The 24,694-nt window shown below is 37.6% G+C and carries 29 protein-coding genes and 1 riboswitch; of the genes, 3 read left to right on the forward strand and 26 right to left on the reverse strand.

Annotated features, from left to right (window positions below; genetic code table 11):
• Positions 1-73 precede the first annotated feature (73 nt).
• The 9 genes from ccsB to ACSVDH_RS18795 all read right to left on the reverse strand — a co-directional run bounded on the left by ccsB (position 74) and on the right by ACSVDH_RS18795 (position 8,428).
• Positions 74-1,249: a c-type cytochrome biogenesis protein CcsB gene (gene ccsB, locus ACSVDH_RS18755; protein WP_299088265.1), complete on the reverse strand. Its 1,176-nt coding sequence runs from the start codon at positions 1,247-1,249 to the stop codon at positions 74-76.
• 22 nt (positions 1,250-1,271) lie between these two features.
• Positions 1,272-2,894, reverse strand: coding sequence for a cytochrome c biogenesis protein ResB (gene resB, locus ACSVDH_RS18760; protein ID WP_439250300.1), 1,623 nt, complete (start codon positions 2,892-2,894; stop codon positions 1,272-1,274).
• A 16-nt stretch (positions 2,895-2,910) separates the two neighbouring features.
• Positions 2,911-3,432 carry a thiol-disulfide oxidoreductase ResA gene (gene resA / locus ACSVDH_RS18765; protein ID WP_439250299.1) on the reverse strand — a complete coding sequence of 174 codons (522 nt, stop codon included), beginning with the start codon at positions 3,430-3,432 and terminating at the stop codon, positions 2,911-2,913.
• A gap of 92 nt (positions 3,433-3,524) precedes the next feature.
• Positions 3,525-4,259: a 23S rRNA pseudouridine(2605) synthase RluB gene (gene rluB, locus ACSVDH_RS18770; protein WP_439250297.1), complete on the reverse strand. Its 735-nt coding sequence runs from the start codon at positions 4,257-4,259 to the stop codon at positions 3,525-3,527.
• 241 nt (positions 4,260-4,500) lie between these two features.
• Positions 4,501-5,031: a spore maturation protein gene (locus ACSVDH_RS18775; protein ID WP_299088255.1), complete on the reverse strand. Its 531-nt coding sequence runs from the start codon at positions 5,029-5,031 to the stop codon at positions 4,501-4,503.
• A gap of 6 nt (positions 5,032-5,037) precedes the next feature.
• On the reverse strand, positions 5,038-5,625 hold the full coding sequence (locus ACSVDH_RS18780; protein WP_439250296.1) for a nucleoside recognition domain-containing protein: 588 nt from the start codon (positions 5,623-5,625) through the stop codon (positions 5,038-5,040).
• Positions 5,618-6,769 carry a D-alanyl-D-alanine carboxypeptidase family protein gene (locus tag ACSVDH_RS18785; protein ID WP_439250295.1) on the reverse strand — a complete coding sequence of 384 codons (1,152 nt, stop codon included), beginning with the start codon at positions 6,767-6,769 and terminating at the stop codon, positions 5,618-5,620. The genes ACSVDH_RS18780 and ACSVDH_RS18785 overlap by 8 nt, the downstream gene beginning before the upstream one ends.
• A 315-nt stretch (positions 6,770-7,084) precedes the next feature.
• Positions 7,085-7,675, reverse strand: coding sequence for an SMC-Scp complex subunit ScpB (gene scpB / locus ACSVDH_RS18790; protein ID WP_299088369.1), 591 nt, complete (start codon positions 7,673-7,675; stop codon positions 7,085-7,087).
• 9 nt (positions 7,676-7,684) lie between these two features.
• Positions 7,685-8,428 carry a segregation/condensation protein A gene (locus ACSVDH_RS18795; RefSeq protein WP_299088248.1) on the reverse strand — a complete coding sequence of 248 codons (744 nt, stop codon included), beginning with the start codon at positions 8,426-8,428 and terminating at the stop codon, positions 7,685-7,687.
• A gap of 254 nt (positions 8,429-8,682) precedes the next feature.
• On the opposite strand from ACSVDH_RS18795, the gene ACSVDH_RS18800 reads away from it, so the two are divergent.
• Both ACSVDH_RS18800 and ACSVDH_RS18805 read left to right on the forward strand, forming a co-directional pair.
• Positions 8,683-8,778 (forward strand): YjcZ family sporulation protein, encoded by a 96-nt coding sequence (locus tag ACSVDH_RS18800; protein WP_072579338.1) that lies wholly within the window; start codon positions 8,683-8,685, stop codon positions 8,776-8,778.
• Positions 8,779-8,863: 85 nt separating this feature from the next.
• Positions 8,864-9,394 (forward strand): DUF309 domain-containing protein, encoded by a 531-nt coding sequence (locus ACSVDH_RS18805; RefSeq protein WP_299088243.1) that lies wholly within the window; start codon positions 8,864-8,866, stop codon positions 9,392-9,394.
• A gap of 97 nt (positions 9,395-9,491) precedes the next feature.
• Here the strand turns inward: ACSVDH_RS18805 and ACSVDH_RS18810 are convergent, their stop codons facing one another.
• The 5 genes from ACSVDH_RS18810 to ACSVDH_RS18830 all read right to left on the reverse strand — a co-directional run bounded on the left by ACSVDH_RS18810 (position 9,492) and on the right by ACSVDH_RS18830 (position 13,394).
• Positions 9,492-9,857, reverse strand: a complete 366-nt coding sequence (locus ACSVDH_RS18810; RefSeq protein WP_299088241.1) for a GNAT family N-acetyltransferase — start codon at positions 9,855-9,857, stop codon at positions 9,492-9,494.
• 182 nt (positions 9,858-10,039) lie between these two features.
• A complete protein-coding gene (gene ribH / locus ACSVDH_RS18815; protein WP_299088239.1) occupies positions 10,040-10,504 on the reverse strand; it encodes a 6,7-dimethyl-8-ribityllumazine synthase in 465 nt (154 codons plus the stop codon).
• A gap of 27 nt (positions 10,505-10,531) precedes the next feature.
• A complete protein-coding gene (locus ACSVDH_RS18820) occupies positions 10,532-11,725 on the reverse strand; it encodes a bifunctional 3,4-dihydroxy-2-butanone-4-phosphate synthase/GTP cyclohydrolase II (RefSeq protein ID WP_439250293.1) in 1,194 nt (397 codons plus the stop codon).
• Between the two features lie 37 nt (positions 11,726-11,762).
• Positions 11,763-12,410: a riboflavin synthase gene (gene ribE, locus ACSVDH_RS18825; protein ID WP_439250292.1), complete on the reverse strand. Its 648-nt coding sequence runs from the start codon at positions 12,408-12,410 to the stop codon at positions 11,763-11,765.
• A 238-nt stretch (positions 12,411-12,648) separates the two neighbouring features.
• Positions 12,649-12,796, reverse strand: a riboswitch (FMN riboswitch).
• A 163-nt stretch (positions 12,797-12,959) separates the two neighbouring features.
• Complete coding sequence (locus tag ACSVDH_RS18830; protein WP_299088232.1) at positions 12,960-13,394, reverse strand: peptidylprolyl isomerase; 435 nt, start codon at positions 13,392-13,394, stop codon at positions 12,960-12,962.
• Positions 13,395-13,999: 605 nt separating this feature from the next.
• On the opposite strand from ACSVDH_RS18830, the gene ACSVDH_RS18835 reads away from it, so the two are divergent.
• Positions 14,000-14,884 (forward strand): DUF1002 domain-containing protein, encoded by an 885-nt coding sequence (locus ACSVDH_RS18835; protein ID WP_439250291.1) that lies wholly within the window; start codon positions 14,000-14,002, stop codon positions 14,882-14,884.
• 187 nt (positions 14,885-15,071) lie between these two features.
• Here the strand turns inward: ACSVDH_RS18835 and lysA are convergent, their stop codons facing one another.
• From lysA to ACSVDH_RS18895, 12 genes are all read right to left on the reverse strand, one after another.
• Complete coding sequence (lysA, locus tag ACSVDH_RS18840; RefSeq protein WP_439250290.1) at positions 15,072-16,394, reverse strand: diaminopimelate decarboxylase; 1,323 nt, start codon at positions 16,392-16,394, stop codon at positions 15,072-15,074.
• Between the two features lie 239 nt (positions 16,395-16,633).
• A complete protein-coding gene (locus ACSVDH_RS18845) occupies positions 16,634-18,106 on the reverse strand; it encodes a spore germination protein (RefSeq protein ID WP_439250288.1) in 1,473 nt (490 codons plus the stop codon).
• The gene (spoVAEA, locus tag ACSVDH_RS18850; RefSeq protein WP_299088221.1) at positions 18,090-18,668 is read right to left on the reverse strand and encodes a stage V sporulation protein SpoVABEA; all 579 of its coding nucleotides are present in this window, start codon (positions 18,666-18,668) and stop codon (positions 18,090-18,092) included. The genes ACSVDH_RS18845 and spoVAEA overlap by 17 nt, the downstream gene beginning before the upstream one ends.
• 9 nt (positions 18,669-18,677) lie before the next feature.
• Entirely contained in the window at positions 18,678-19,028 is a 351-nt protein-coding gene (spoVAE, locus tag ACSVDH_RS18855; RefSeq protein ID WP_299088218.1) for a stage V sporulation protein AE, read from the reverse strand.
• Positions 19,028-20,050: a stage V sporulation protein AD gene (gene spoVAD, locus ACSVDH_RS18860; protein WP_439250287.1), complete on the reverse strand. Its 1,023-nt coding sequence runs from the start codon at positions 20,048-20,050 to the stop codon at positions 19,028-19,030. The genes spoVAE and spoVAD overlap by 1 nt, the downstream gene beginning before the upstream one ends.
• A gap of 15 nt (positions 20,051-20,065) precedes the next feature.
• Positions 20,066-20,521, reverse strand: coding sequence for a stage V sporulation protein AC (gene spoVAC, locus ACSVDH_RS18865; protein ID WP_439250286.1), 456 nt, complete (start codon positions 20,519-20,521; stop codon positions 20,066-20,068).
• Positions 20,522-20,535: 14 nt separating this feature from the next.
• A complete protein-coding gene (locus ACSVDH_RS18870) occupies positions 20,536-20,961 on the reverse strand; it encodes a stage V sporulation protein AB (RefSeq protein WP_299088213.1) in 426 nt (141 codons plus the stop codon).
• A complete protein-coding gene (locus tag ACSVDH_RS18875) occupies positions 20,948-21,571 on the reverse strand; it encodes a stage V sporulation protein AA (protein ID WP_439250285.1) in 624 nt (207 codons plus the stop codon). The genes ACSVDH_RS18870 and ACSVDH_RS18875 overlap by 14 nt, the downstream gene beginning before the upstream one ends.
• A 208-nt stretch (positions 21,572-21,779) precedes the next feature.
• Positions 21,780-22,538, reverse strand: coding sequence for an RNA polymerase sporulation sigma factor SigF (sigF, locus tag ACSVDH_RS18880; protein WP_439250284.1), 759 nt, complete (start codon positions 22,536-22,538; stop codon positions 21,780-21,782).
• 13 nt (positions 22,539-22,551) lie between these two features.
• Positions 22,552-22,992 carry an anti-sigma F factor gene (gene spoIIAB, locus ACSVDH_RS18885; RefSeq protein WP_439250283.1) on the reverse strand — a complete coding sequence of 147 codons (441 nt, stop codon included), beginning with the start codon at positions 22,990-22,992 and terminating at the stop codon, positions 22,552-22,554.
• On the reverse strand, positions 22,989-23,342 hold the full coding sequence (gene spoIIAA / locus ACSVDH_RS18890; RefSeq protein ID WP_299088206.1) for an anti-sigma F factor antagonist: 354 nt from the start codon (positions 23,340-23,342) through the stop codon (positions 22,989-22,991). The genes spoIIAB and spoIIAA overlap by 4 nt, the downstream gene beginning before the upstream one ends.
• Positions 23,343-23,437: 95 nt before the next feature.
• On the reverse strand, positions 23,438-24,604 hold the full coding sequence (locus ACSVDH_RS18895) for a D-alanyl-D-alanine carboxypeptidase family protein (RefSeq protein WP_439250282.1): 1,167 nt from the start codon (positions 24,602-24,604) through the stop codon (positions 23,438-23,440).
• Positions 24,605-24,694: the final 90 nt, after the last annotated feature.

Genomic DNA, 24,694 nt, shown 5'->3' on the forward strand with positions numbered 1-24,694 from the left:
GTTAAATGATGTTCATGCTACTAAATACATGTTTTTGTTGTCTATCCACCTAGTATTTTAAATCAACTATTATTTATGCATAAGAATGCAAGCCGGCAATTACTAAGTTTACAAAAATTAAATTAAACATAATAATCGCAAAGCCTACTACGGCAAGCCATGCTGATTTTTCACCATGCCAGCCTTTTGAAAGACGCAGATGCAAATATGCAGCATAAAATAACCATGTTATCAAAGCCCATACTTCTTTAGGATCCCATCCCCAAAAACGAGTCCAAGCAATTTGCGCCCAAATCATCGCAAAGATTAATGCTCCAAGAGAGAAGACAGGAAAGCCAATCGCAACAGAACGGTATCCAATCTCGTCAACAAGATCTAAATTGACGTTTTTTGTGAAAGGCTTAATAAGCTGTGAAATACGTTTGCGGAAAATAAGCCTCATTGCCCCGTATAAAATCGAACCAATAATCACCGACCAAATCACAGTATTTAGTTTTCGCGCAGAAATGATCGCAGGAAGCTCGACAAACGGTTCAAATTTTCCCTCAGTAATTAATTCTCCTTCATGCGGCCCTACTAATGCAGGAAGATTAAATTCCATGACAACCTCTTGGCCTTCTTTATCCACCCAGTTAAATTCTGCTTGATAGTCCATCGCTCTAAAAGTAGTTGTTATAATGATAAACCCGATTGTTACAACTAAAACATACATTACAGCTTCTAACCAGAATGTTTTTTTCGTTGATTTCGTTTGGTCTACTACTGTCACAAGATGTATGATTCCCGCTACTGCACTAATTGCTAAAATCGCTTGTCCTAGCGCAGCAGTTGTTACGTGAATATAAAGCCAGTGACTTTGCAATGATGGGATCAGCGGGCTGATATCTGATGGAAACATACTTCCATAAGCTATTATTATTATAACAATAGGTAAGGTAAATAGACCTAAAACAGCAACTCTATAGATAAAGAAAAGAATAATAAAAGCTAGCACCAGCATCATGCCAAATGCAGTTGTAAACTCAAATAGATTACTAACAGGTGCATGACCTGATGCAATCCATCTCGTGATAAAATAGCCAAGTTGTACAACAAAACCGATAATTGTAGTCGCAACGGCCAGAACTGTCCATTTACTCATTTTATCCGTTTTGCTTCGTTTATCCCGTATTGATCCGCCAAACAGGAAGACCGCAACCAAATACAAGATAAACGCAATTTCTAGTAAAGTACTGCTAATTGCTGCCACATGTTTCCCTCCTTTTTACGGGTTATTCTTTTTCCTTTTGGTCTTTTGGTATTGTTAATGACGTTCCGTCTAATAATACTTTTAATTCATTTTGCAATGCATAATAGTTTTTATTTGTATGACCAGCGATTAATACCTCATCACCGCTCTGTTTTATCCAAATGCGACGGTGGTTCCAATACATTCCTTGAATTACACCAATCATAAAGATCGCTCCACCGACTCCTAAGATCCAAAGGGTCAAATCTTTTCTAACCGTTAAGGCTGTTAAATTTTTTGTCTCAACACCTTCAAATTTCATCTTATACTTATTATCTCCAGAAGGCTCGATCGTCTGTTGGATCGCAACAAAGCTTGTCTCACCTTTAGGTGTTTCAGGGGTGGTCATTTTAAAAACGAAGGCTGGATTATTCGGAATACTTGTTTTTGTTGCTGGAACACCTTCGTCATTAAAATAAAAATCCGGTAAATAGGTTGTAACCTCAACTTTGTAGCCATTTCCTAAATCATAATTCGTTTTTGGATTAAGCAGGTCCACTGTTATTTGACCAAAGCTTTCTTCTGTTTCCTTGTCTATTAAACTAAATGTCATTTTATTTAATTCATTTAATTTATAATCTACTTGATAAAGAGCAAATGATTCAAATTTAAGTGGTTCATTTACACGGATTTCTGCTTCTTTTACTTCTTGAAGTTCAGGCTTTGCACCGTGGACAATTTCACCTTTTCGTTCATATAAAACGACATTTGATTGGAAGTTTTTAACAACAGAGCCATCACCTGCTCGAGTAATGGCATCTTCAAATACTTCTTTTTCATTTTCTTTTTCGTAAACTTCCATAATGAATTTTTTATTTTCTAAATAGTATTTTCCGCTTGTCCCTGGAATTACTTCAGTTTCGCCTTCGCGTACCCATAGCACTTCATCAACATACATACCGGGAACAGAACGAAGCATGGCACCTATAAGGAAGATGATAAGCCCGCAATGATTAACATAAGGGCCCCATCTAGAAAAACGTCCTTTTTCAGCCAATAAGCTGCCATTTTCTTCTCTGACATTATAGCGGCGGGACATAAGTCGTTTTTTTAATTCGTCTAAATGAACATCATTGGTTTTCGTAGAACTAAACAGCCGCTGACGTTTCATAAATGTGTCATGTCGAGTAACACCTTGCTTTTTCAATGCACGGTAAAGCGGAACAAAACGGTCTAAGCTTGCAATCACAAGAGAGATCCCTAATGATGCCACTAAAATCATGTACCACCATGAACCATACAAATTATGAAACCCTAAATCATAATATAATTGTCCCAAAATTCCATATTCATCTCTGTAAAACTCGCTTGCTGTTACAGTTGGCGGTATGTACATCTCCTGCGGAAACACGGTACCAAGTGCTGAAGCAATTAAGAGCAATACAATGATCCAGATTCCCACTTTGACAGATGAAAAGAAATTCCATATTTTATCGATAATCGATTTTTTATACGTTTGAGAGCGTCTTGCAGTCCCTTCATACTTCATATCCAATAGTTTTTTTGCTTCTTTTGTCTCTTTATCACTTATTGGATTTCCACAGGCTTCACATAAATGTGTGCCTTTTGGATTTGCATGTCCGCACTCACATTGTACCTTATCCATGCCAAAAACTCCCCATTTAAGGTTTGATCTGTTCCATGAAGTCTCTTACCATTCTCTCTGTTAATGAACCTGATGTAATATGTACAACTTCTCCTTCAGGATTGATGAGAAATGTAGTAGGCAAAGGTCCTACCCCATACGCATTTAATACTTGACGATCTTTATCAAGAAGAATAGGAAACGATAAGTCATGTCTATTTACAAAGCTTTGAACAGCAACATTCGATTCTGCAATATTAACAGCTAATACTTCTACACCCTGGTTTTTATAATATTCATACTGATTTTCCATGTATGGCATTTCACGTTCACATGGCTCGCACCATGTTCCCCAGAAGTTTAAGAATACACCCTTTCCCTTATAATCGGAAAGCTGATGCTGATTCCCTTCTAAATCCACTAATTGAAAATCAGGCGCTGCACTCCCTACTTTTACCTTTTCTTTACTGACAAAGAAATTTGTATATAATGTATACCCTAAGGCACCAATTAAAGCAATTAAAATAATAGAGCGCATAAGTAAGCGTTTTTTCTTCATGGACAAACTCCCCTACAATTTAAACATTCAAAGCCATTATAACACTATTAAAATGCATGATCTTTCGCAGTTTTTGAAGTTTATGTGAAAAATTATTTCACATGACTTCCATGCTGTGCAAGAGCTCGAAGCTGTTTTACTTCGTGTGGTGAGAGCTCCCTTGAATCACCAGTGGAAAGCCCTTTTAAATCGAGAAATGCATATCTTTCTCTTTTCAGCTTTAGAACGGGGTGGCCGATTGCTTCAAGCATTCTGCGAACCTGGCGATTTCTCCCTTCGCGAATTTTCATTTCAACAATGCTTGTCTGTTTTTTCTTATCAATTGATAATACTTTAACTGCTGCAGGTGCTGTCTTTCCATCTTCAAGATGGATCCCTCTTTCTAACTGCTTTACCTTTTCACGTAGTGGAATACCCTTTACTTTTGCCACGTACGTTTTTTCAATTTCGTAACGCGGATGCATGAGACTGTTGGCGAACTCACCATCGTTCGTTAATAGCAGCAACCCTGATGTATCATAATCAAGCCTTCCTACTGGATAAATTCTTTGCTTAATATACGGAAAAAAATCTGTTACTACCTTTCTGCCTTTGTCATCCTTAACAGCTGAAATAACACCGGTAGGTTTGTATAAGAGTAAATAAACCGGTTCTTCTCGCTCTAATGGTATACCCTCGACCTCAACTTGATCATGGTCGCCCACCTTTGTACCAAGCTCTTTTACAATTTTACCGTTCACCTTTACCTTACCTTCTAAAATTAACTGCTCTGCTCTTCTTCTCGATGCAATGCCTGCATGAGCAATTACTTTTTGTAAACGTTCCATCTAGTTCACCTCGTTAACATCTTACTGCTTTCATCTTTTTTTAACAAGTTTCAACAATCGGCCGTGAAAATATGACCCCATCGTTAAAACTCATGTCGCTCATTGATTAATCTGCGTCAAAATCTGCCTAATCATCATACCACATTTTTGAGTATAAGTTTTAATTCCTGAGAAGGAGCATGGCAAATACAAAAAGACCACTCAAAAATATTGAGCAGTCCTTTGGTTCACTGTAATTCATTTATGCAAATAACAATGTGACAATCACTATTGCGGTGACAATTCCGACAACATCTGCCAAAAGGCCGACCTTTAGGGCATCACCCATTTTTCTAATACCGACTGCACCAAAATAGACAGTCAGAATGTACAAGGTTGTATCAGTACTGCCTTGCATTGTTGCTGCTAGCATTCCAACAAATGAATCCGGCCCATAGGTCGCGATGATATCCGAAGTTAAACCTAATGCTGCTGTCCCAGAGATCGGACGGATAAATGCGAGAGGCACTATTTCGGCAGGAATATTTAGTAAGTCCAACATAGGCTTTATGAAATTCATCAAAAATTCTAACGCACCTGAAGCACGGAAGATTGAAATCGCTACAAGCATCCCTACTAAATATGGAATGATTGAAAAGGAGATTGTTAACCCTTCTTTTCCACCTTCAACAAAGGTTTCATAAGTAGGAACTTTTTTGAATGTCCCATATATTAATATAAAACCAATAATCACTGGAATTAACCATAAAGATATCGCACCTATGATTCCCATGCCTGATCACCCTTTTCTCTTTCTCCGATAATAAAAGAACCGATCAATCAAAATTCCACCGATTGCTGAAATAATTGTAGTAATTAGGGTAGGTCCAACGATGCTTGTCGGTGAAGAAGAACCATAGGTCATCATGATCGCAATCACAGTTGTCGGAATTAAGGTTATGCTTGAGGTGTTAATCGCCAAAAATGTTATCATCGATCTGCTTGCAGTATCTGAGTTTCCATTTAAAACCTTTAATTGTTCCATTGCTTTTATTCCTAAAGGAGTAGCCGCATTTCCTAAACCAAACATATTGGCCATCATATTTGATAACATATACCCCATTGCTGGATGATCATGAGGAACCTCTGGAAATAACCTTGACACAATTGGTTTAAACAAATTGCCCAACTTCTCTAATAAGCCTGCTTTTTCAGCAATTTTCATTAAACCAAGCCAAAAGACAAGCACACTAATTAACCCGAACGATATTGTTACAGCTTCCTTTCCACCTTTAAAAATCGCTTCATTTACTTGATCCATCGTTCCATTAAACATCGCAAAGACAATGCCGATAACCGTTAAAAAAACCCAAATGAGATTAACCATATTTATTTACCCCGGTAGCTGCGAAAAATAGATTTTTGAACAACTCCCAAAAAGAGTTCTTCGGTTTTTCAACTTTTCCATTGTCAAAATAAATTGGCAACTTTTCGATTTCCCTTTCATCAAGCTTCACAGACATTTTCCCTACGACATTTGGAACATCTTTAGGTTCCTTCCACTTCTTTTTTGGCGTTAGCAAGGATAGATTAATTTTAATCTTTTCCTGCTCCTCAGCTGTTAATGGATACAAAATATCTCGTTTAATAAACACCTTATCTTGATAAAAGTCATTATCAATATTACTTAGCGTACCTTCCTGCTTAATTTTTACCAACTCATAGTTGTTGAAGGCAAAATCGTGCAGATTGATATGATCATCCCAGTCATTAGGATCATTCAATGTCACAACAATCGTATTAAGTCCGTTTTTTGAAGCAGTTGAGACGAGCGTTCGCTTTGCTCTAACAGTATAACCTGTTTTTCCTCCAGTGCTATATTTATAAAGACCTGTTACTAATTTATTCTTGTTATGCCAAACTCTGTCCCATTTTTCATTAGGATTCGGTGCTCTATGTGTTTCCGTTCCTGAAATTTTTCGATAAGTTTCATTCTCCATAGCGTATTTGGTTAAGATCGCCATATCATAAGCTGTGGAATAATGATTTTCATGGTCGTCAAGTCCATGTGGATTGGCAAATTCAGTGTTTGTCATCCCAATTTCCTCAGCTTTCTGATTCATCATGACAACAAAGCCTTCTAAGCTTCCGCCAACATGCTCTGCAATGGCAACAGCCGCATCATTTCCCGAACGTAGCATTAAACCGTATACAAGATCCTCTAATTTTATTTTTTCTCCCTTTTGTAAATAAATCGAGGAGCCTTCAGCTTGCAATGCTCTTTCACTAACCTTTACCATCTCATTCAACTTGCCGGACTCAATGGCGAGAATAGCCGTCATGATCTTAGTGATGCTAGCAATTCTCATTTTTGTGTTGGCTTCTTTTTCATAAAGAATACGGCCTGATTCTTGGTCGATTAAGATCGCAGCCTGTGCACTAACACCAACAGCTGATGAGGGATGGGGAAATAATGTTATTAGCAGAAAAATGATGATCATACTGGTTGTAATTTTCTTTATGTACAGCATATCGGTCCACGTCCCCTTACTTGTTTTGTACAAGTTTATGCAGGTGGACAAAGCTTATGAATGAATTTTGAAAATTACCCATGAACTCCAACGTCTAATTCTTCAGGTATGGCTAGAATGCCACTCACTACATTGCTTGCCAAGGAAGGCGGTGAAGTTTTTCTAAAAATAATAACATTTGTATTGGAGTATGTGCATCTTTATCTTCAAGCCAAACTGAAGCTATCGTTCAAAAAGGCTGACTTTGAAAGTTTATGTTAACCATCTCATAATGCACAATGGTAACACTCCTTCTAGTCAACCTTCTCCATTTTGCTATTTTAAATCTTCTAATGTTTCATTAAACTTTTCAAAAAATAAGTCTGCTTCTTCCTGCTCGTACGCTTCTTCAGCTTTGGCAGGAAGCGGCGGCAGTTCTTTAATAGATTTTAAACCAAAATATTCAAGAAATTCCTTTGTTGTTCCATAAAGAATGGCCCGTCCCGTTCCTTCTGCTCTGCCAACCTCTTTTATCAAAATTTTTGAAAGGAGTGTTTGAATTGGTCGTTCCGTTTTCACTCCGCGAATTTCTTCAATCTCCGACCTTGTTATTGGTTGGCGGTAAGCTATAATCGCTAATGTTTCAAGTGCCGCTTGTGAAAGGGAGGAATTTACCGGAGCCTCAACTAACCTTTTTAAATAGATAGCATGTTCTTTTTTAGTTGTAAGCTGGTAGTGTCCGGCAACTTCAACTAATTCAATGCCGCGCTCCTTATCTTTATAGCTCTGTGAAAGCTCTTCTAAAATACCTGTGACTTCCTGTTCTTCGATCTCTAATACAACCGCAAGCTGCTTTAAAGAAAGGCCCTCGTCACCTGCTGCAAATAAAAGAGCTTCAACAATCGATTTCCACTCAATTACACCCAAGGACATGAGCTACTCACTCCCCATTACATAAATATCTGAAAAATTATTCTCTTGTTCAATTAAAACTAAATGTGATTTCATTAATTCCAATATCGCTAAAAAAGTAACAACTAAATGGTCTTTGCTATTAGATGGAAATAAATCAACAAACCTACGTCTTCCGGGATTTATTCGTAAATCCTCTAAGATTTCTTCCATTCTTTTTTCAATCGGTATTTCTTGCCGGGTAATTTTGGTTTGAAGCGGTTTTTGGATTTTCTTTCTCCTTAACATTTTTTGAAAAGCACCGAGCATGTCATAAAGCGAAACGTTCAAGGAATCCATCTGATTGGTAGACTGTGAGCCGTACTCGCTTAAATCACTCGGAGGCTTCGTATAGACCTGTGAGCGGCCTTCTTCAAGTGAACGCAAATCCTGTGCTGCTTCTTTATATCTTCGGTATTCAATTAATCTTCTCATTAATTCTTCACGAGGATCCTCTTCCTGCTCTCCCTCGAACTCATCATCAAACAGATCTTCCTCTTGTTTTGGTAACAGCATTCTGCTTTTAATAGAGAGTAAAGTTGCTGCCATCACTAAATATTCAGAAGCAATATCAAGCTCCAATTCTTGCATTGTGTGTATATAAAGCATGTATTGCTCTGTAATTTCCGAGACAGGAATATCATATATATCAATTTCCAAGCGATTAATTAAATGAAGCAAAAGATCTAATGGACCTTCAAAAGCATCGATTTTCACATGATACTGCAATTTTATATCCCACCATTCTTACAACTAGCCACCATATAGTATAGAGTAAATTTACAGCATGTCCAAGAAATATTTAACCCTATTTTACAAAAACGCAACTTTTTCCGCTGATTGATCGACTACACAACATAAACAAAAGAGATCCTATCTTGTTTCTTATTAAAATACCCAAAAAATAGACGTTAGCCCATACATTTCTGTTACGGTCTCATATATTACAAATGTAATAGCTCAACATTAAGGAGGAATATTAAATGGGTGAACAAGGTTTTAACTATGGCGGTGGATTTGCGTTAATCGTTGTATTGTTTATTTTATTAATCATTGTTGGTGCTGCTTGGTTATATTAATAATGGATGGGGCTGCTGTTCATTCAGCAGCCTTGACTTGAATATGCTACAATGATATTTATTGGAACGGAAGGATGTATTCGGTATGTATGACCAAGCATATATAGACTTTCTCATATATTTTCATTGTGACCGTGATTATTTTGAGTGTCACGAAATACTTGAAGAGCATTGGAAAAATGATCCTCCCAATGAACGAAAAGACTACTGGGTTGGACTTATTCAAATCGCGGTTGGCTTATATCATCAAAGAAGAGGGAATTTCGCCGGTGCCTTGAAAATGATTTCAAACGCAATTAAGCTGCTAAAGAGTGAGAGTCAGGCCCTGGAAAATCTCGGATTACATAAAGAAGAGTTAATAAACCAATTACTAAAAAGAAAGAATGAAATTCTAAACGGCAATAGCTATTATAGTTTCAACTTTCCCATCATCGATCAGGACTTAGTAACGATTTGTAAAACACAATGTCATGATCAAAAAAAATGGGGAAAAGAAAGTGACTTAACAAATGAATATTTAATCCATAAACATACAAAACGAGATCGGACGAATATCATAGCTGAACGAAAAAACCAGCTTGAGCTCAGAAAATCTAAAAAAGCGGAAACTCCTTGAACAGAGACGTTTGCAGCAACATAATCATCATTTACTTTTTAAAAATAAAGGCTGTCTCAAAAAGGGAAACCCCCTCTGAGACAGCCTTTTTCTTTTTCTAACAATCCTTGTCATCATCACTATTACACTTTTTAAAAAATGCTTCTGTTTCGTCATTAGGAACAACAGATTTGTTTTTGTAGAGGTCTTTCACTGCATTTACCATACGTTTACCAATACCCTGCTGGCGATGGGATGGGTTCACTGAGATATGCTGAACTTCTACAAGCTCATCACCTTTAAGAACAACTCCAATTGCACCGATAATATCCTCTTCTTGCTTCCATAGAAACAACTGCCAATCACCTGCGGTTTCATACTGTTTAACTGTTTGTTGCAATTGCTTCAGATCCTTTTCCGCCGGCATAAATGACAGGAGGCCCATTGCAATTTTTTCAAAACTCTTCTTATAACGTATTAACATATATACCCCTCATTAACGAAATAGCTCCCTAAAAAGCGAAAGCAATATTTTACACCGATAAAATAGTAAGATAAGTACGAGAGTGTGATATCCGAATTCAAGAACAATAGCTCTTTTTAGAAAAACCACTTCTCACAACATTATAAACAGTTTTTTATCGATTTTAAACACTTTTAGGAAAATTAATGTAGGGCTTTAAGTAAATTTGACATTTCGATCGCTGTAACAGCAGCCTCATAGCCTTTATTGCCCGCTTTTGTTCCAGCTCTTTCTACCGCTTGCTCAATTGTTTCGGTCGTTAAGACTCCAAATACTACAGGAACTCCTGTATCCATTGATGCTTTAGAAATTCCTTTAGCAGCTTCATTACATACGTAATCATAATGTGTTGTTGAACCTCGAATAACTGTACCTAAAGTAATAACAGTATCATAATTGCCTGATTCAGCTAGCTTTTTAGCAACTAACGGTAATTCAAAGGCACCAGGCACCCAAGCCACTGTAATATTCTCTTCTTCAACACCATGTCTTCTTAAGCCGTCCTCGGCTCCACCTAAAAGTTTTGATGTGATGAATTCATTAAAACGAGCGACAACAATCGCAACCTTTAATCCGCTACCTATTAAATGACCCTCAAATGTTTTCATTTTTCATTCCTCCAAATTATGTTTGTATTAAAAATGTAAAAAATGACCCAATTTTTCATACTTAGTTCTTAAGTAATGTTCATTTTCTTCTCTTGCAGGCATCTCGATAGGGACTCGATCTAAAACCGTTAAACCATATCCTTCAAGACCGGCAATTTTTCTTGGGTTATTTGTTAATAACTTCATTTTTTCAATCCCTAAATCTTTCAAAATTTGCGCACCGATTCCATAGTCTCTTAAATCAGGTGCGAAGCCCAGCTTCTCATTTGCAGCAACTGTATCATAGCCCTCTTCTTGAAGCTTATATGCTCTCATTTTGTTCAGCAGACCAATGCCTCTGCCTTCTTGGCGCATATATAACAGCACACCTTTGCCAGCTTTTTCGATTTGGGCAAGCGCTGCATGCAATTGTGGGCCACAATCACATCTATAAGATCCAAAAACATCGCCAGTTAAGCATTCGGAATGCACCCGTACTAATGTAGGTTCATCAGCTGAGATTTCACCTTTTACAAGCGCAATATGTTCTTTATTATCTAATAAATTTGAATACCCGATCGCTTTAAAAGAACCAAATTCTGTTGGCAATTCAATTTCAATTTCCCTTTTTACCAGTTTTTCACTGCGATTGCGGTATTGAATTAAATCCTTGATTGTAATCATTTTTAAATCCAACTGCTTAGCTAATATTAGTAAATCAGGCACCCTTGCCATTGTTCCGTCTTCTTTAATGATTTCACAGATAACACCGCCTGGTTTTGCACCACATAAAATAGAAAGGTCTATAGCTGCTTCAGTATGCCCGGCTCTCCGAAGCACCCCACCCTCTTTTGCCACTAATGGAAATGTGTGGCCAGGACGTTTGAAATCTGCCGGCTTTGTGTCATCTGATAATAGGGCTCGTACGGTGTCTGCACGTTCAAAGGCGCTGATTCCAGTAGAATTTGTTTTATAATCAACACTAACTGTAAAGGCCGTTCCATGCGGGTCAGTATTTTGATTTACCATTGGAGAAAGATCTAATCTTTTCGCTTGATTTTCAGTAATCGGTACACAAACCAGCCCTCTACCATGCTTTATCATAAAGTTAATCGTTTCAGGTGTCACCATATCAGCTAAGGAGACAAAATCCCCTTCGTTTTCGCGATCCTCGTCATCTACTACGATAATAACCTTTCCTTCTTTTAAATCAGCAATCGCATCTTCAATTTTATTAAACATTGTCAAGCCCCCTTCATTTAATTTCGTTTTCCTATCATTAATAAAAGCCATTTTCTTCTAAAAATGATTTACTTAATGAAGAGCTTTTAGGATTTACCTGTTGATTTAAAAATTTCTTTATATATTTTCCTATCATATCGCATTCAATATTCACAATGTCTCCAACATCCTTAGTACCTAGAATCGTTTCTGTCAAAGTATGTGGAATAATTGAAATCATTACTTTGTCTTTTTCTAAGCCAAAAATCGTCAAGCTAATGCCATCAATTGTAATCGAACCCTTATGAATTAATGTTTCTGTTAACTCTTCAGAAAGCTGCAATTCATAATAGACAGCATTTGAAACACGCTGTTTTTTAATAATTTTTGCAATTCCATCCACATGTCCTGAAACAAAATGGCCGCCAAATCGGCCATTTGCAGCCATAGCCCTTTCCAAATTAACCATTGATCCTTGTTTTAATTGGTTTAGAGACGTACTTTTCACAGTCTCTGGCATGACATCTACAGAAAAAGTAGCAGAATTATACTCTGTTACCGTTAAACATACACCGTTAACTGCAATACTATCTCCTAAGGAAATATCATTCATGATCTTTTTTGCACCGATCGTAAAAACAATAGCGTCTTTCGAACCTTGAACACTTTTAATTGTTCCAATTTCTTCGATAATTCCTGTAAACATCAGCCTTCCCTCTCTTTGTTACAGCTTCTAGAAAACCTTTTGTTCTTCTAACGTGAAACGAAACTGGCATTCAACCTCCCTTTAATATAATGACCATATTTACGTTTACATAATAATAAAAGCCCTAAGTCGGCAGACTAAGGGCTTGTAAGTTGAGAAATTGATATTTGAGTACGTCAAATAAGAGTATTAAAATCAAAATTTTTTAACAGATTTTAATACACCGCAAAAAATTCGCGCAATTCTTCTCCCATCCAGACTTTAACTGTCGGCTCTAGAGTTTCACTAGATCCACCGTTAACATTTGTTAACGGGTCACGGACTAAGAAGCTATTTAAAGCTTCATCACCGCCGGTAGGGAATTCCACCCTGCCCCGAAGAATGTAAAACGAAATATGAAGTTATAAATTTATTTTATCCGTATAATGTGAGAAACGCAATCATAAAGCTCGTTAATTATAATAAATTATTCTTCAGAAGCAAGAAGTATACAAAAATAAAAGAAGGATGACGCAAATGGCATGTCCATTATCGTCATCCTTTTCAACCTTACTCTTCGAATACTTTTACTTCCTTCATCACATCATTCGGCTTAATTTTATAAACAGCCTCTAGGTTTTCAATGACCTTGCCAAACACAGTATGGACACCATTTAAATGCGGTTGTGGTTCATGTACGATGAAAAATTGGCTGCCGCCTGTATCTTTTCCAGCATGCGCCATTGATAGTGAACCCGCTTCATGCTTATGCGGGTTGCCTTCTGTTTCACATTTAATTGTGTAACCAGGACCGCCTGTACCTGTTCCGTGTGGGCAACCGCCTTGTGCAACAAATCCAGGAATGACACGGTGGAACGTTAAACCGTTGTAAAATCCTTCATTTGCTAATTTTTCAAAGTTTGCTACAGTACCAGGTGCTTCATTTTCAAATAATTCAAAAACGATTGTATCTCCATTTTCCATTGTAATTTGTGCTTTTTTCATATGTATGAAACCTCCAATAAATATAATACGTCTAATAGACATGAACACCATTCTATTCTACTATATTCAAGGAGTGAACAGCAAATAAGATCAATCATAAGAAAAGCGCAAGCGCCTTGGTCATCGCCGTACAAACTGGAGGAGCATCGACTGAGATAAAGGAAACACGGTAAGCGAAGCGAACCGATGTTGACTTATCGTAGGGAGATGATCTGAAGTTTGATAGGCGATAGGCGCTGGAGCTGGATGTCGAAGCGCTTATTCACAATTCAAGAATTTTACAATTTCCTAAACGATAAGAAAAGCGCAAGCGCCTTGATCAGCCTAGGGCAAATAAGACGCTTATGAATAGAAGGCGTTCTTTGCCTTCAATTCATGAGTGGCTAGACCCTAGAGGGGCTAGGAGCTGGAGCTAGACACAAAAACTAAGTACAGAAAGTTATACTTAAACTTTTAAAAAGCCCGATATTGTCATACGATTAGAAACATGATACCCTTACGTTTAAGTTATTGAAACTTAGAACAGGCTATATAATACTGATAAAAATCACTATATATAGATAGAGCCTGTTGAAATTGCTTTACAGCTCAAGGAGGTTATCCCTTTGAAAAAGGTTATATTAAGCTTAATTACGATAATTTTGTTTGCATTCCCATCACTTAGCCACGCTGATGCAGTGGTTGGTGATCTCATTATTACACTTGGAGAGGATTTAACACCACAGCAAAGACAACAACTATTAACAGAAATGAATGCGACTGAAGAAAATCAAATTATTACTGTTTCAAATGAGGAAGAGCATAAATATTTAGGAAATTATATTCCTAAAGCCACAATTGGTACAAAAGCGATTTCTTCTTCTAGTATTACAATTGAACAGGAAGGATCAGGACTTGAAGTATCTACTAAAAATATTAATTGGGTAACAGATGAGATGTATTTAAATGCTCTAATGACTGCTGGGGTGAAAGATGCAACAATTTATGTGACAGCGCCATTTGAGGTTTCAGGTACTGCGGCGTTGACAGGATTAATCAAAGCCTATGAGGTTTCCGCAGATGAAGCGATTCCTGAGGATGTAAAACAGGTTGCAAATGAGGAACTAGTCACTACAGCAAAGCTTGGTGATGAGGTTGGTGCAGAAAACGCCTCTGCTCTTATGGCGAAAATAAAAGATGAAATCGCGAAAAATGGTGTTCCAGAAACTGATGCCGATCTTCGGGCTTTAATTGAAGACTCAGCAAAAGAACTAGGGATTACGTTATCAGAAGAAGATATTAACAGCTTGATCGACCTATTTAATAAAATGAAAGACATTAATATTGACTGGAATCAGGTTGGTCAGCAGCTTGAGCAAGCAAGAGATAAAATATCAAAATTCCTGAACTCTGAGGAAGGTCAAACCTTTTTACAACAAGTTGAAGATTTTTTTATCGCTTTATGGAATGCGATCATTTCAATCTTTACAAATAATGAACAATCAGCTTAAGTGTTAGACCCTAGAGGAGCTAGGCACAGTAGTTTGATACTGTGTGCTTATCCACAGTATAAAAATTTAAATTTCGATTAACAAAGATAAACAAAAACAAAAGAAGTGAAATTCTTGAGAATTTCACTTCTTTTGTTTTTATAAAATTAGATAATTGCCAAACTTTTTATTTATATCTTAACAAACTTCAGCCTTGTGATACTTTTGATTTTAAAGGCAGGTCATTCATAATCAGATCTTCATAGCTTTCTCGTTTTATCACTAGCTGTGCTTCTCCATTTTCTACAAATACCACTGCAGGACGAGGGATTCTGTTGTAATTATTGGCCATGGAATAACCATAAGCTCCTGTACAGAAAACAGCTAATAGATCTTTTGCTTGAACCTCTGGCAATGGTAAATCCCAAATTAACATATCCCCGCTTTCACAGCATTTCCCGGCAATTGAAACCGTCTTGTCATGATTTTCAGTTACTCTGTTCGCTAACACAGCTTCATATTTTGCTTGATAAAGTGCAGGACGAATGTTATCGCTCATACCGCCATCGATCGCTACATACTCCCTAATGTTTGGTACTGTTTTTTTCGATCCAACTGTATAAAGCGTTGTACCAGCATCACCTACAAGGGAGCGGCCTGGTTCAATCCAAATTTCAGGCATCGTGATTCCCATGTCATCGACCTGTTTTTTTACCGCTTCTACAATTTGTTCAACATAATAAGTTGCTGGCAGCGGTTCATCCTCTTTTGTATATCGGATACCAAAGCCACCACCTAAGTTAACAACCTCTGGGATATACGAAAATTCTTCCTTCCAAGCGTTTATTTTTTCAAAAACTCTTTCTGCAGCTAAAACAAATCCAGCTGTATCAAAAATTTGCGATCCGATATGACAGTGAATACCTAATAAATGAATACCTTCAGAATCAAGTACAGTTTTCATAGCTTGTTCAATTTGACCATTTAGCAAGCCAAAGCCAAACTTAGAATCTTCCTGGCCCGTTGTAATATAATCATGTGTATGTGCTTCAACACCAGGTGTTACACGTAAAAGAATCGGTACTTTTCTGCTGTATTCCTTTGAAAGTTCATCGATAAGCTCAATTTCGTAAAAATTATCAACCACAATACAACCAACTTCATGGTCTAACGCCATTTTTAACTCTGCACGACTTTTATTATTGCCATGCAAATGAATTCTTGAGGCCGGAAAACCTGAAGTAATGGCTGTAAAAAGCTCTCCACCAGACACAACGTCCAAAGACAAGCCTTCTTCATTAATTAATTGGAACATCGCAATCGAAGAAAAGGCTTTACTCGCATACGCAACTTGCGCTTTTACACCCATATTTTCAAATGCCTGCTTAAAGCTTCTTGCACGCTCTCTAATTAAAGCTACATCATAAATATAAAGAGGTGTACCAAACTCTTTAGCTAATGTAACCGTATCAACTCCGCCTATTTCTAAATGTCCTGCATCATTTTTCTTACTTGTACCATGTAAGAACACCTTGTATCCCCTCTTTCTATATATAGGCTAGTTATAAAATGTTCCTTTTACTTATGAACGATTGTAACCTATCGCTCATTGTGTAAAAAACATCAATTGATAAGAAGCCATTCATTTTAACTAAAAAGGAAAAAAAGACAGTTAACACCCAGCAGGCAAGTAACTGTCTGTTACGAAAAATCCTTTATAAATTAAACATACAATATCATAAATAAGGGGCACTTTCAATGTCGCTTTACCTAATCTGGCTGTTTTTTTACATTCTGCGGATGGACGATACTTGGTCTAAGCTTTGCACCTGGAACAGTCGTCCGCACAATAATTTGCCATAAGGCCTTTGCATTAAATGGCAAGAAAGGCCATAGATAAGGGGTATTTAAAGACTTTATACTAACAAGGAAAATTAAAATCACTGTACAACCAATGATTAATCCTTCCAAATGGAATAAAGCAACAGCAGTTAGCAAGACTAAACGAACCATCTTATTGGCAACGCTAAGCTCATAACTTGGAGTTGCAAATGTTCCAATCCCTGCAATTGCTACATAAAGGATTACTTCAGGTACAAATAAACCGACATTGATCGCGATTTCACCAATTAAAGCTGCAGCAATTAACCCCATTGCTGTTGACAGGGCTGTCGGTGTGTGAATAGCCGCCATCCTTAAAAATTCCAACCCAAAATCTGCGAGAAAAATTTGTACCACGATCGGGATATTTTTTTTCTCATTTGGACCAATATAATCTATCTTTTCAGGTAATAAAGTAGGTTCAATCGAATATAAAAACCAGATTGGCAATAAAAAAACGGAAGCGAGAATCCCTAAAAAACGAACCCATCTAAGGAAAGTACCTACTGCAGGTGCTTGACGGTACTCTTCAGCATGCTGGACATGATGAAAGATCGTTGTAGGTGTGATAATAACACTTGGAGAGGTATCGACAATGATAATAACATGCCCTTCTAGCAAATGGTTTGCCGCTACATCGGGCCTCTCCGTATAACGAACTAATGGATATGGATTATACCCCTGTCTTACTAAAAATTCTTCTACAGATTTATCGGCCATTGTTATACCATCAATTTTAATGGTTTCTAATTCTTTCTTTATTGTTTTGACAAGGCCAGGATCGGCTACATCTTCAACATACGCAATACATACGTCTGTTTTTGAACGTTCCCCTATTCTCATCATTTCATATCTTAATCTTTCATCTCTAATTCTTCGTCTGATGAGTCCAGTATTGACGATGATATTTTCAACAAACCCATCTCTTGCGCCACGAACAATTTTTTCAGTATCAGGCTCTTGCGGTTGTCTGCCTGGGTAGCTGCGCACATCAACAACTAAACCGTAAGTTGTGTCTTCTATTAAAAAGACAACTAATCCAGATAAAACTTGATCAACTACATCATCCAATGAATAAATTTTTTCAACCGATTGATTAACAAGCTGATTTTCAAGTAACTCTTTAAACTTTAAATTTTCAACCTGATCATCTTTAATCATTAAGAGCTGTCTTAATAATTGTGTAATATAAGCTGTATCACATAAACCGTTCACATAATATAAATTCACTCGATAATCTGTTATCGTAAGCTTTCGAATTCCTAAATCAAAGCTTGTATTCAATCCTACATGGCTTTTAAAGAACTGTTCATTTTCTGCAAGATTCGCTGAGATTGGCTTTTTATCAGTCTTTGTTGTCATGATAACCGCTCCTTTCTAAAATAAGTTCTACTGCCTTCATCGTGACGGGACATCCATTATTCACGCTGTCCTTTCGAGCCATTTTGCCAATGTCCCCTATCCCGACTATTATCGGAACATCTAGTAAATCTAGACAATAAACGGTATCACCACTTATTCTGCCAACCTCAAGATCCTTTAACCCGCTTTTATCTACTCCATATTCTGTTAACTCACCAAATCGGTCAATACTAACATCCACTCTTGCCCATTCGGTCTGATGTGTTTTAGATGCAACAGCGATTACACCTAGCACCTCAATTCGCTGATGCTCTGCTACATATTTTAAGGCTGTTTCACCTGCACCTTCACCTAAGAGGCCGCAATCATCAAACATGACAAAAACCGGGTCATTTTTAGCCTCGAGGATGAGCTGAACAATTTCCGGTCCAGTTAATGTAGTTGGATTTCCCTGAGACCTGGAAATGGCTCTGCCACCTATTTTAGCTGCTACATATTCAACTGTTCGTGCAGCATACTCATCCCCATCTGTTACTAAGATGACCTTTCGTTTTTTTGTCAATGTTTCATCCTATCCTTTCGGTTTGAAAATAAGTGCCATAATGAAAGCAAACAAGATCGCAGCAGAAATACCGGCTGAGGTTAATTCAAAGATCCCCATTCCTATTCCAATAAATCCATGTTCATTAGCTTTTTCCATTGCACCATGGAGCAGAGAATGACCAAAGCTCGTGATCGGTACGGTTGCTCCTGCACCAGCAAAATCAATTAATTTATCATATATGCCAAAGCCATCTAAGATCGCTCCTGATACAACAAAAGTACTCATGACATGTGCCGGAGTTAATCCGAAAACATCTAAAAGCAGTTGTCCAATGACACAAATCGCTCCGCCGACAAGGAATGCTATCACGTATTCCATTAGCTATTCACACTCCTATCCGTTCTTTCAAATACAACTCCGTGTGCAATGGTAGGAATCGATTCTTTTTGTTGAATCATTGTCGGGCTTAATAATGCTCCAGTTGCTACGACGAAAACACGGGACAAGTTTCCTTGCTCTAATTCATTAAAGATATGGCTATATGTCACGACTGCCGAGCAAGCACAGCCGCTGCCACCAGCAAATACTTTTTGATCTGGTCGATACACCATTAATCCGCAATCATTATGTTTATCATGAACATCAAAGCCTTCTTCCTTAAGCATTTCTTTTACAATTGGACTCCCTACGCCAGACAAATCACCTGTTAAGAACAAATCATAATCATCAGGTGTTCTGTTTAAATCCTTCAAATGCTGGGCAATCGTATCTGCAGCAGCAGGTGCCATTGCTGAACCCATGTCGAAAGGATTCTTAATTCCTAGGTCAGCAACCTTTCCGATTGTTGCTGATGTTATTCGGATATTGCTTACCTCTTTACTGATTAACACCGCCCCTGATCCTGTGACGGTAAATGTTGCTGTATCTGGCTTTTGCCCGCCATATTCTGTCGGATAACGGAACTGTCTTTCTGCTGTTGCATTATGGCTGCTAGTCGCGGCGATAACACGGTCAGCAAACCCTCCATCTACTAATGCAGATCCTACAGCTACCGTTTCCATTGAGGTTGAACATGCCCCAAACATACATAAAAAAGGAATATTTACATGTCTGGCAACATAATTCGCTGTAACATTTTGATTCAACAAATCTCCAGCTAACAAAAGATCAATATCACCGATTGTTTTATTTCCTTTTGTGAGACATTGCTCAATTGCTTGCTCCATTAATCTTCTTTCAGCAAGCTCCCAATTATCCTCGCCACAATGGAGCTCTTTATGTTTTATATCAAAATGCTGTCCTAATGGTCCATCAGCTTCCTTCGGTCCCACCGCTGTACCGCTAGATTGAACGAATAATGGATTTTCAAATTGCCATGTTTGTTTACCTGTTAACTTCATCAGCGTCACCTCACCCTAAAATACAATTCCGTAAAAATAACGAATCATCCCAACAATATAGGCAGCAACTACACCAAAAACAATGACGCTTCCAGCCAACTTAAACATATTTGTTGCAACTCCTAATACAATTCCTTCACTTCGATGCTCGATTGCAGCGCTTGCCATGGAATTGGCAAAACCAGTAACTGGAACCGCTGAGCCAGCACCTGCAAACTGCCCTAACTTATCATAAATCCCAAATCCAGTTAAAAGGGCTGAAATAAGAATTAATGTGGCAACTGTCGGATTACCGGCATCTTTCTCTGAAAAATTCATCACATTCATATAAAAATTTTGTACACATTGACCTAACAAACAAATAAGTCCGCCGATAATAAATGCCTTAAGACAATTAAGGAAATATGGCGGTTTTGGCTGGTAATTCTTAATCTGGTTTTTATAATCTTCCTTCATTTTAGGTTTTGCCATACTGATACCTCCCTTTAATGATTAACAAAATAGACCCAGTGGAAAAGCGAACCAAAAATTTTTCCTAACACAATGGCCATTAATAAAATAATAACTTTATCTCCTAAACCGATCCGCTTTGCTAAAATCGGAAAAACATTTAAGACTTCTGTTAAGGCGGCTGCCAGCATGCCAACAAACATCCCGCTAAAGAGACCGATGGGGATCAGCCAAAATGCTGACTGAAATAGGATCGTATCTCTTAAACTTATCCAGCCTGTCAAAACCGCCCCGAGAATAATCGCCCATTCATATACATGGATAAATTGATACGTTTTTGTTAGCTGAGTCAGTCTAGGAATAATTCCAAGTACCGCTAAAAACGCTACAAATCCGGAACCAACTACTAATCCCCCTGATAAGCCAATGATAATTAAGAATAAACTTTCAACGATCTTCATTTGTTTCGTTTAAGTTCTCCTTATTTTCATTCATTGCAACATACTTATCTAAATCCAACTGATAATTAAAAATTTCAACCTCTAAGGGACTTGGTTCCTCGTTAATTCTTTTCTTAAATAAATGATTAAAAAACAACACCATTCCCAACCCTAAGCCAAGTGAATATGGAATTTGCAGCAGGAGCGGTTGGGCATTTGCCTTACCAGTTACGAGTTTATGAATTCGCTGGTGAACCTGCTGCATGCTCACATCCTCATGAAAATTCATGATTGCAAGCCCTGCTCCAATAAAGAGCAGTAACCAAACAGCGCAAAATAATAACGGAGAAAGCTTTTTCTTTTCAAATACAATTTCAACAATTGTTTGAGATGCACCAATTGCTTGGACATCAATATGGGGATCAAATTTATGTACTTCTTTTATTACGTGCATGACATCAATGACCACCATATTTTTATCACTTGGTTTTATTTTATGAATGAAAAGTTCTCTTAGCTTTTGCGTCAACTCCTTATCACCGACGACGAGTGCGACTTTATCAATCGTAATTACATCGTTAGGGTGGACTTGAATGCGATGACGAAGTCTTATATATACCGTCTTTTCCATCAAGATTCACTTCCTAATGATTTGATTTGATATAAAGGAAATGCTGAGATTTTACAGCTCCATTCTTTATCCCGTATATGTAGTATGCTTACGGACAATTTTAATCATGCAATCTTAAGCTGAAGTCCAATAATTACCATGGAAGAATCGTTTATTTTTTCAAACACAAAAAAAGCTGACCCGATGCTTGAGTCAGCTTTTTTCATGTTTATTGATTCATTTTATCTTTCATTTGCTGCAAGATCTTTTTTTCAAGTCGCGAAACTTGAACCTGGGAAATTCCTAACCGATCTGCAACCTCAGATTGTGTTTGGTCTTTATAATACCTCAAGTATACGATAAGTCTTTCTCGTTCATCGAGATCACGAATGGCATCCTTTAACACAATTTTGTCAAACCATTTCGTTTCGGTATGGTCTGCAATTTGATCGAGTAAGGTAATCGGATCTCCATCATTTTCATAAACGGTCTCATGGATGGATGAAGGTGCTCTTACAGCTTCTTGTGCGAGAACCACATCTTCGGGAGAAATATCTAAGTAGTTTGCGATTTCTGCTACAGTGGGTACCTTCCCCATTGTTTTCGAGAGCTCATCTCTAGCACGCCGGATTTTATTCCCTAGCTCCTTTAGTGATCGACTAACCTTAACTGTCCCATCATCTCTAATAAAACGTTGGATTTCACCGATAATCATTGGTACAGCATAGGTTGAAAATCGCACATCATAGGATAAATCAAATTTATCAACAGATTTTAGTAAACCAATGCTTCCTATTTGAAACAAATCATCAGGTTCATAGCCGCGGTTTAAAAAGCGCTGAACAACCGACCAAACAAGGCGCATATTTTTTTGAATGATTAGATCACGAGCCTCTTGGTCACCTTCTTGACTACGGCGAATTAAATCCTTGACTTCATGGTCCTTTAACTGTGTTTTTGATTGATTGTTCTTGACCTCCACATCCATAGCAAGTCTCCCTTTAATTGCATAAAGCTTTACTTTTCGATAAATGTTTTGTCAGCCTGACTGTTGTCCCTTTTGTTTCTAACGACTCTACAGAAATTTCATCCATAAAGTTCTCCATGATGGTAAAGCCCATGCCTGATCGTTCAAGTTCTGGCTTTGTTGTATATAAAGGCTGCCTTGCTTCATCAACGTTAGGAATTCCGATCCCTTCATCACGAATCGTCATATGGATGACTCCATCCTCTAACGTTACTGAAATATAAACAATTCCATTCGGATCATTTTCATATCCATGAATGATGGCATTGGTTACAGCCTCAGAAACCACTGTTTTAATTTCCGTTAATTCATCCATCGTTGGATCTAGTTGGGCAATGAATGCTGCAACCGTTACCCTTGCAAACGATTCATTTTGACTAAGTGCCGAAAATTGGAGGTTCATTTCATTTTTCATGACGCCACCCCCAATGTTTGCAACGCTTTAGGCTCATTATCTTCCAAGCGGATAATTTTAAATAACCCTGACATATCAAATAATCGTTTAACAGCAGGAGAAATCGCACATACAACCATCTCTCCGCCTGTAGCTTTAATTTGTTTGTATCTTCCGAGTATTACGCCCAAACCAGAGCTATCCATAAACGTCAATTTTTCTAGATTTAACACAATATGCTTGATAGGATTTGCGGCTAACGTTTCCGTTACTTTTGAACGCAATTCTTCAGCTGCATGATGATCAAGCTCACCTGAAAGTCGAATGCATAAAACAGCTTCCTTCACATCAAGTTCAATTGCTAGACTCAAGGTTTTACCCCTCCTTAAATTCTGGATAAAGAGTCATTCTTGATTGAAGCTTTATTTTCCTGCATGGTGACAAAACTAGTGGTTATTCGGCAACATTAGCTAGTCTTTGTAAAATCACCCATCACACGTTTGAATAACTTCCACCAATTTGCCGATGTGACATCTTTTTCGGCAACTAATTTGCTTTCAGCAATTACTTTTCCCTCTTTTTTCAACACGAGAGATCCTAGTTCATCCCCTTTTTTAATAGGAGCCTGAACATTCTTTTCCAAGACAATTTCCTGGGTTACATCATCAACGGTTTCTCCCTTTTTGGTAAGGACAGAAATCGGTTCAGATGTCATTAAATTCGCTTCTTTATCACTGCCTTTGCTTACCTTTACCCTTGTCAACACATGATCTTTTTCAAAAAGAGGATGTGTCTGATATTGACTAAATGCATAATCGAGCATTTTTGTAACCTGTGCATTCCGATCTTTAGGAGTATCTGCTCCGAATACAACCGCAATCACACGCATATTATCTTTTTTTGCAGTTGCTGTTAAACAATACTTTGCTTCATTCGTAAAGCCGGTTTTTACTCCATCTACACCTGGATAAAATTTTACAAGGCGATTCGTATTGACGAGCCAGAATTTTTTCTCGGTTCCCTCACGTAAGTAGTCCTCATATTTACCAGTAAACTTTGTAATTTCCTCATATTTTAATAACTCTTTTGCCATAATCGACATGTCATATGCGGAGCTATAATGGCCATTCTCAGGCAAGCCTGTCGGGTTTTTAAAATGCGTATTTTTCAAGCCTAACTCAGCTGCTTTTTCATTCATCATATTGACAAACTCTTCGGCTGATCCTGCAATTTTTTCAGCCATGGCAACGGAAGCATCATTTCCAGACCCGATCGCAATTCCTTTTAGCATTTGCTCAACAGTCATTTCTTCACCGGGCTCTAAAAAAATTTGCGAACCTCCCATTGATGCAGCATATTCGCTTGTGCGTACTTTTTCATCCCATTTTATTTGATTTTTTTCAAGCGCTTCCATAATTAAAAGCATTGTCATTATTTTTGTCATACTTGCTGGAGGAAGCTTTTCATTACTATTTTTATCGTACAAAATCGTTCCTGTATCTCGTTCGATTAAAACAGCTGACTTCGCTTTATCTGCAAGTTCAACAGTAGTAGATTCTTTAGCAGCAAATGCCGCTGGTGTAACAGAAAGAAGCATCGCTATAAGCGTTAAACATGAAAATATCCGTTTCATTTCATAAGCCCTCCATTCTTTATACATTCCATTTTTTCCAATGGAAGGGAAATTATACTTGAAATGGAAGACTTTTTTTATATTAGTTTA

Source organism: Metabacillus sp. Hm71 (assembly GCF_051842955.2).
Classification (GTDB): Bacteria; Bacillota; Bacilli; order Bacillales; family Bacillaceae; genus Metabacillus.

Coding starts and splice junctions, on each gene's coding strand:
- resB (WP_439250300.1), bottom strand. CDS start 2,894: ATGGATAAGGTACAATGTGAGTGCGGACATGCAAATCCAAAAGGCACA.
- resA (WP_439250299.1), bottom strand. CDS start 3,432: ATGAAGAAAAAACGCTTACTTATGCGCTCTATTATTTTAATTGCTTTA.
- rluB (WP_439250297.1), bottom strand. CDS start 4,259: ATGGAACGTTTACAAAAAGTAATTGCTCATGCAGGCATTGCATCGAGA.
- ACSVDH_RS18775 (WP_299088255.1), bottom strand. CDS start 5,031: ATGGGAATCATAGGTGCGATATCTTTATGGTTAATTCCAGTGATTATT.
- ACSVDH_RS18780 (WP_439250296.1), bottom strand. CDS start 5,625: ATGGTTAATCTCATTTGGGTTTTTTTAACGGTTATCGGCATTGTCTTT.
- ACSVDH_RS18785 (WP_439250295.1), bottom strand. CDS start 6,769: ATGCTGTACATAAAGAAAATTACAACCAGTATGATCATCATTTTTCTG.
- ACSVDH_RS18800 (WP_072579338.1), top strand. CDS start 8,683: ATGGGTGAACAAGGTTTTAACTATGGCGGTGGATTTGCGTTAATCGTT.
- ACSVDH_RS18805 (WP_299088243.1), top strand. CDS start 8,864: ATGTATGACCAAGCATATATAGACTTTCTCATATATTTTCATTGTGAC.
- ACSVDH_RS18810 (WP_299088241.1), bottom strand. CDS start 9,857: ATGTTAATACGTTATAAGAAGAGTTTTGAAAAAATTGCAATGGGCCTC.
- ribH (WP_299088239.1), bottom strand. CDS start 10,504: ATGAAAACATTTGAGGGTCATTTAATAGGTAGCGGATTAAAGGTTGCG.
- ACSVDH_RS18820 (WP_439250293.1), bottom strand. CDS start 11,725: ATGTTTAATAAAATTGAAGATGCGATTGCTGATTTAAAAGAAGGAAAG.
- ribE (WP_439250292.1), bottom strand. CDS start 12,410: ATGTTTACAGGAATTATCGAAGAAATTGGAACAATTAAAAGTGTTCAA.
- ACSVDH_RS18830 (WP_299088232.1), bottom strand. CDS start 13,394: ATGAAAAAAGCACAAATTACAATGGAAAATGGAGATACAATCGTTTTT.
- ACSVDH_RS18845 (WP_439250288.1), bottom strand. CDS start 18,106: ATGACAACAAAGACTGATAAAAAGCCAATCTCAGCGAATCTTGCAGAA.
- spoVAE (WP_299088218.1), bottom strand. CDS start 19,028: ATGGAATACGTGATAGCATTCCTTGTCGGCGGAGCGATTTGTGTCATT.
- spoVAD (WP_439250287.1), bottom strand. CDS start 20,050: ATGAAGTTAACAGGTAAACAAACATGGCAATTTGAAAATCCATTATTC.
- spoVAC (WP_439250286.1), bottom strand. CDS start 20,521: ATGGCAAAACCTAAAATGAAGGAAGATTATAAAAACCAGATTAAGAAT.
- ACSVDH_RS18870 (WP_299088213.1), bottom strand. CDS start 20,961: ATGAAGATCGTTGAAAGTTTATTCTTAATTATCATTGGCTTATCAGGG.
- ACSVDH_RS18875 (WP_439250285.1), bottom strand. CDS start 21,571: ATGGAAAAGACGGTATATATAAGACTTCGTCATCGCATTCAAGTCCAC.
- sigF (WP_439250284.1), bottom strand. CDS start 22,538: ATGGATGTGGAGGTCAAGAACAATCAATCAAAAACACAGTTAAAGGAC.
- spoIIAB (WP_439250283.1), bottom strand. CDS start 22,992: ATGAAAAATGAAATGAACCTCCAATTTTCGGCACTTAGTCAAAATGAA.
- ACSVDH_RS18895 (WP_439250282.1), bottom strand. CDS start 24,604: ATGAAACGGATATTTTCATGTTTAACGCTTATAGCGATGCTTCTTTCT.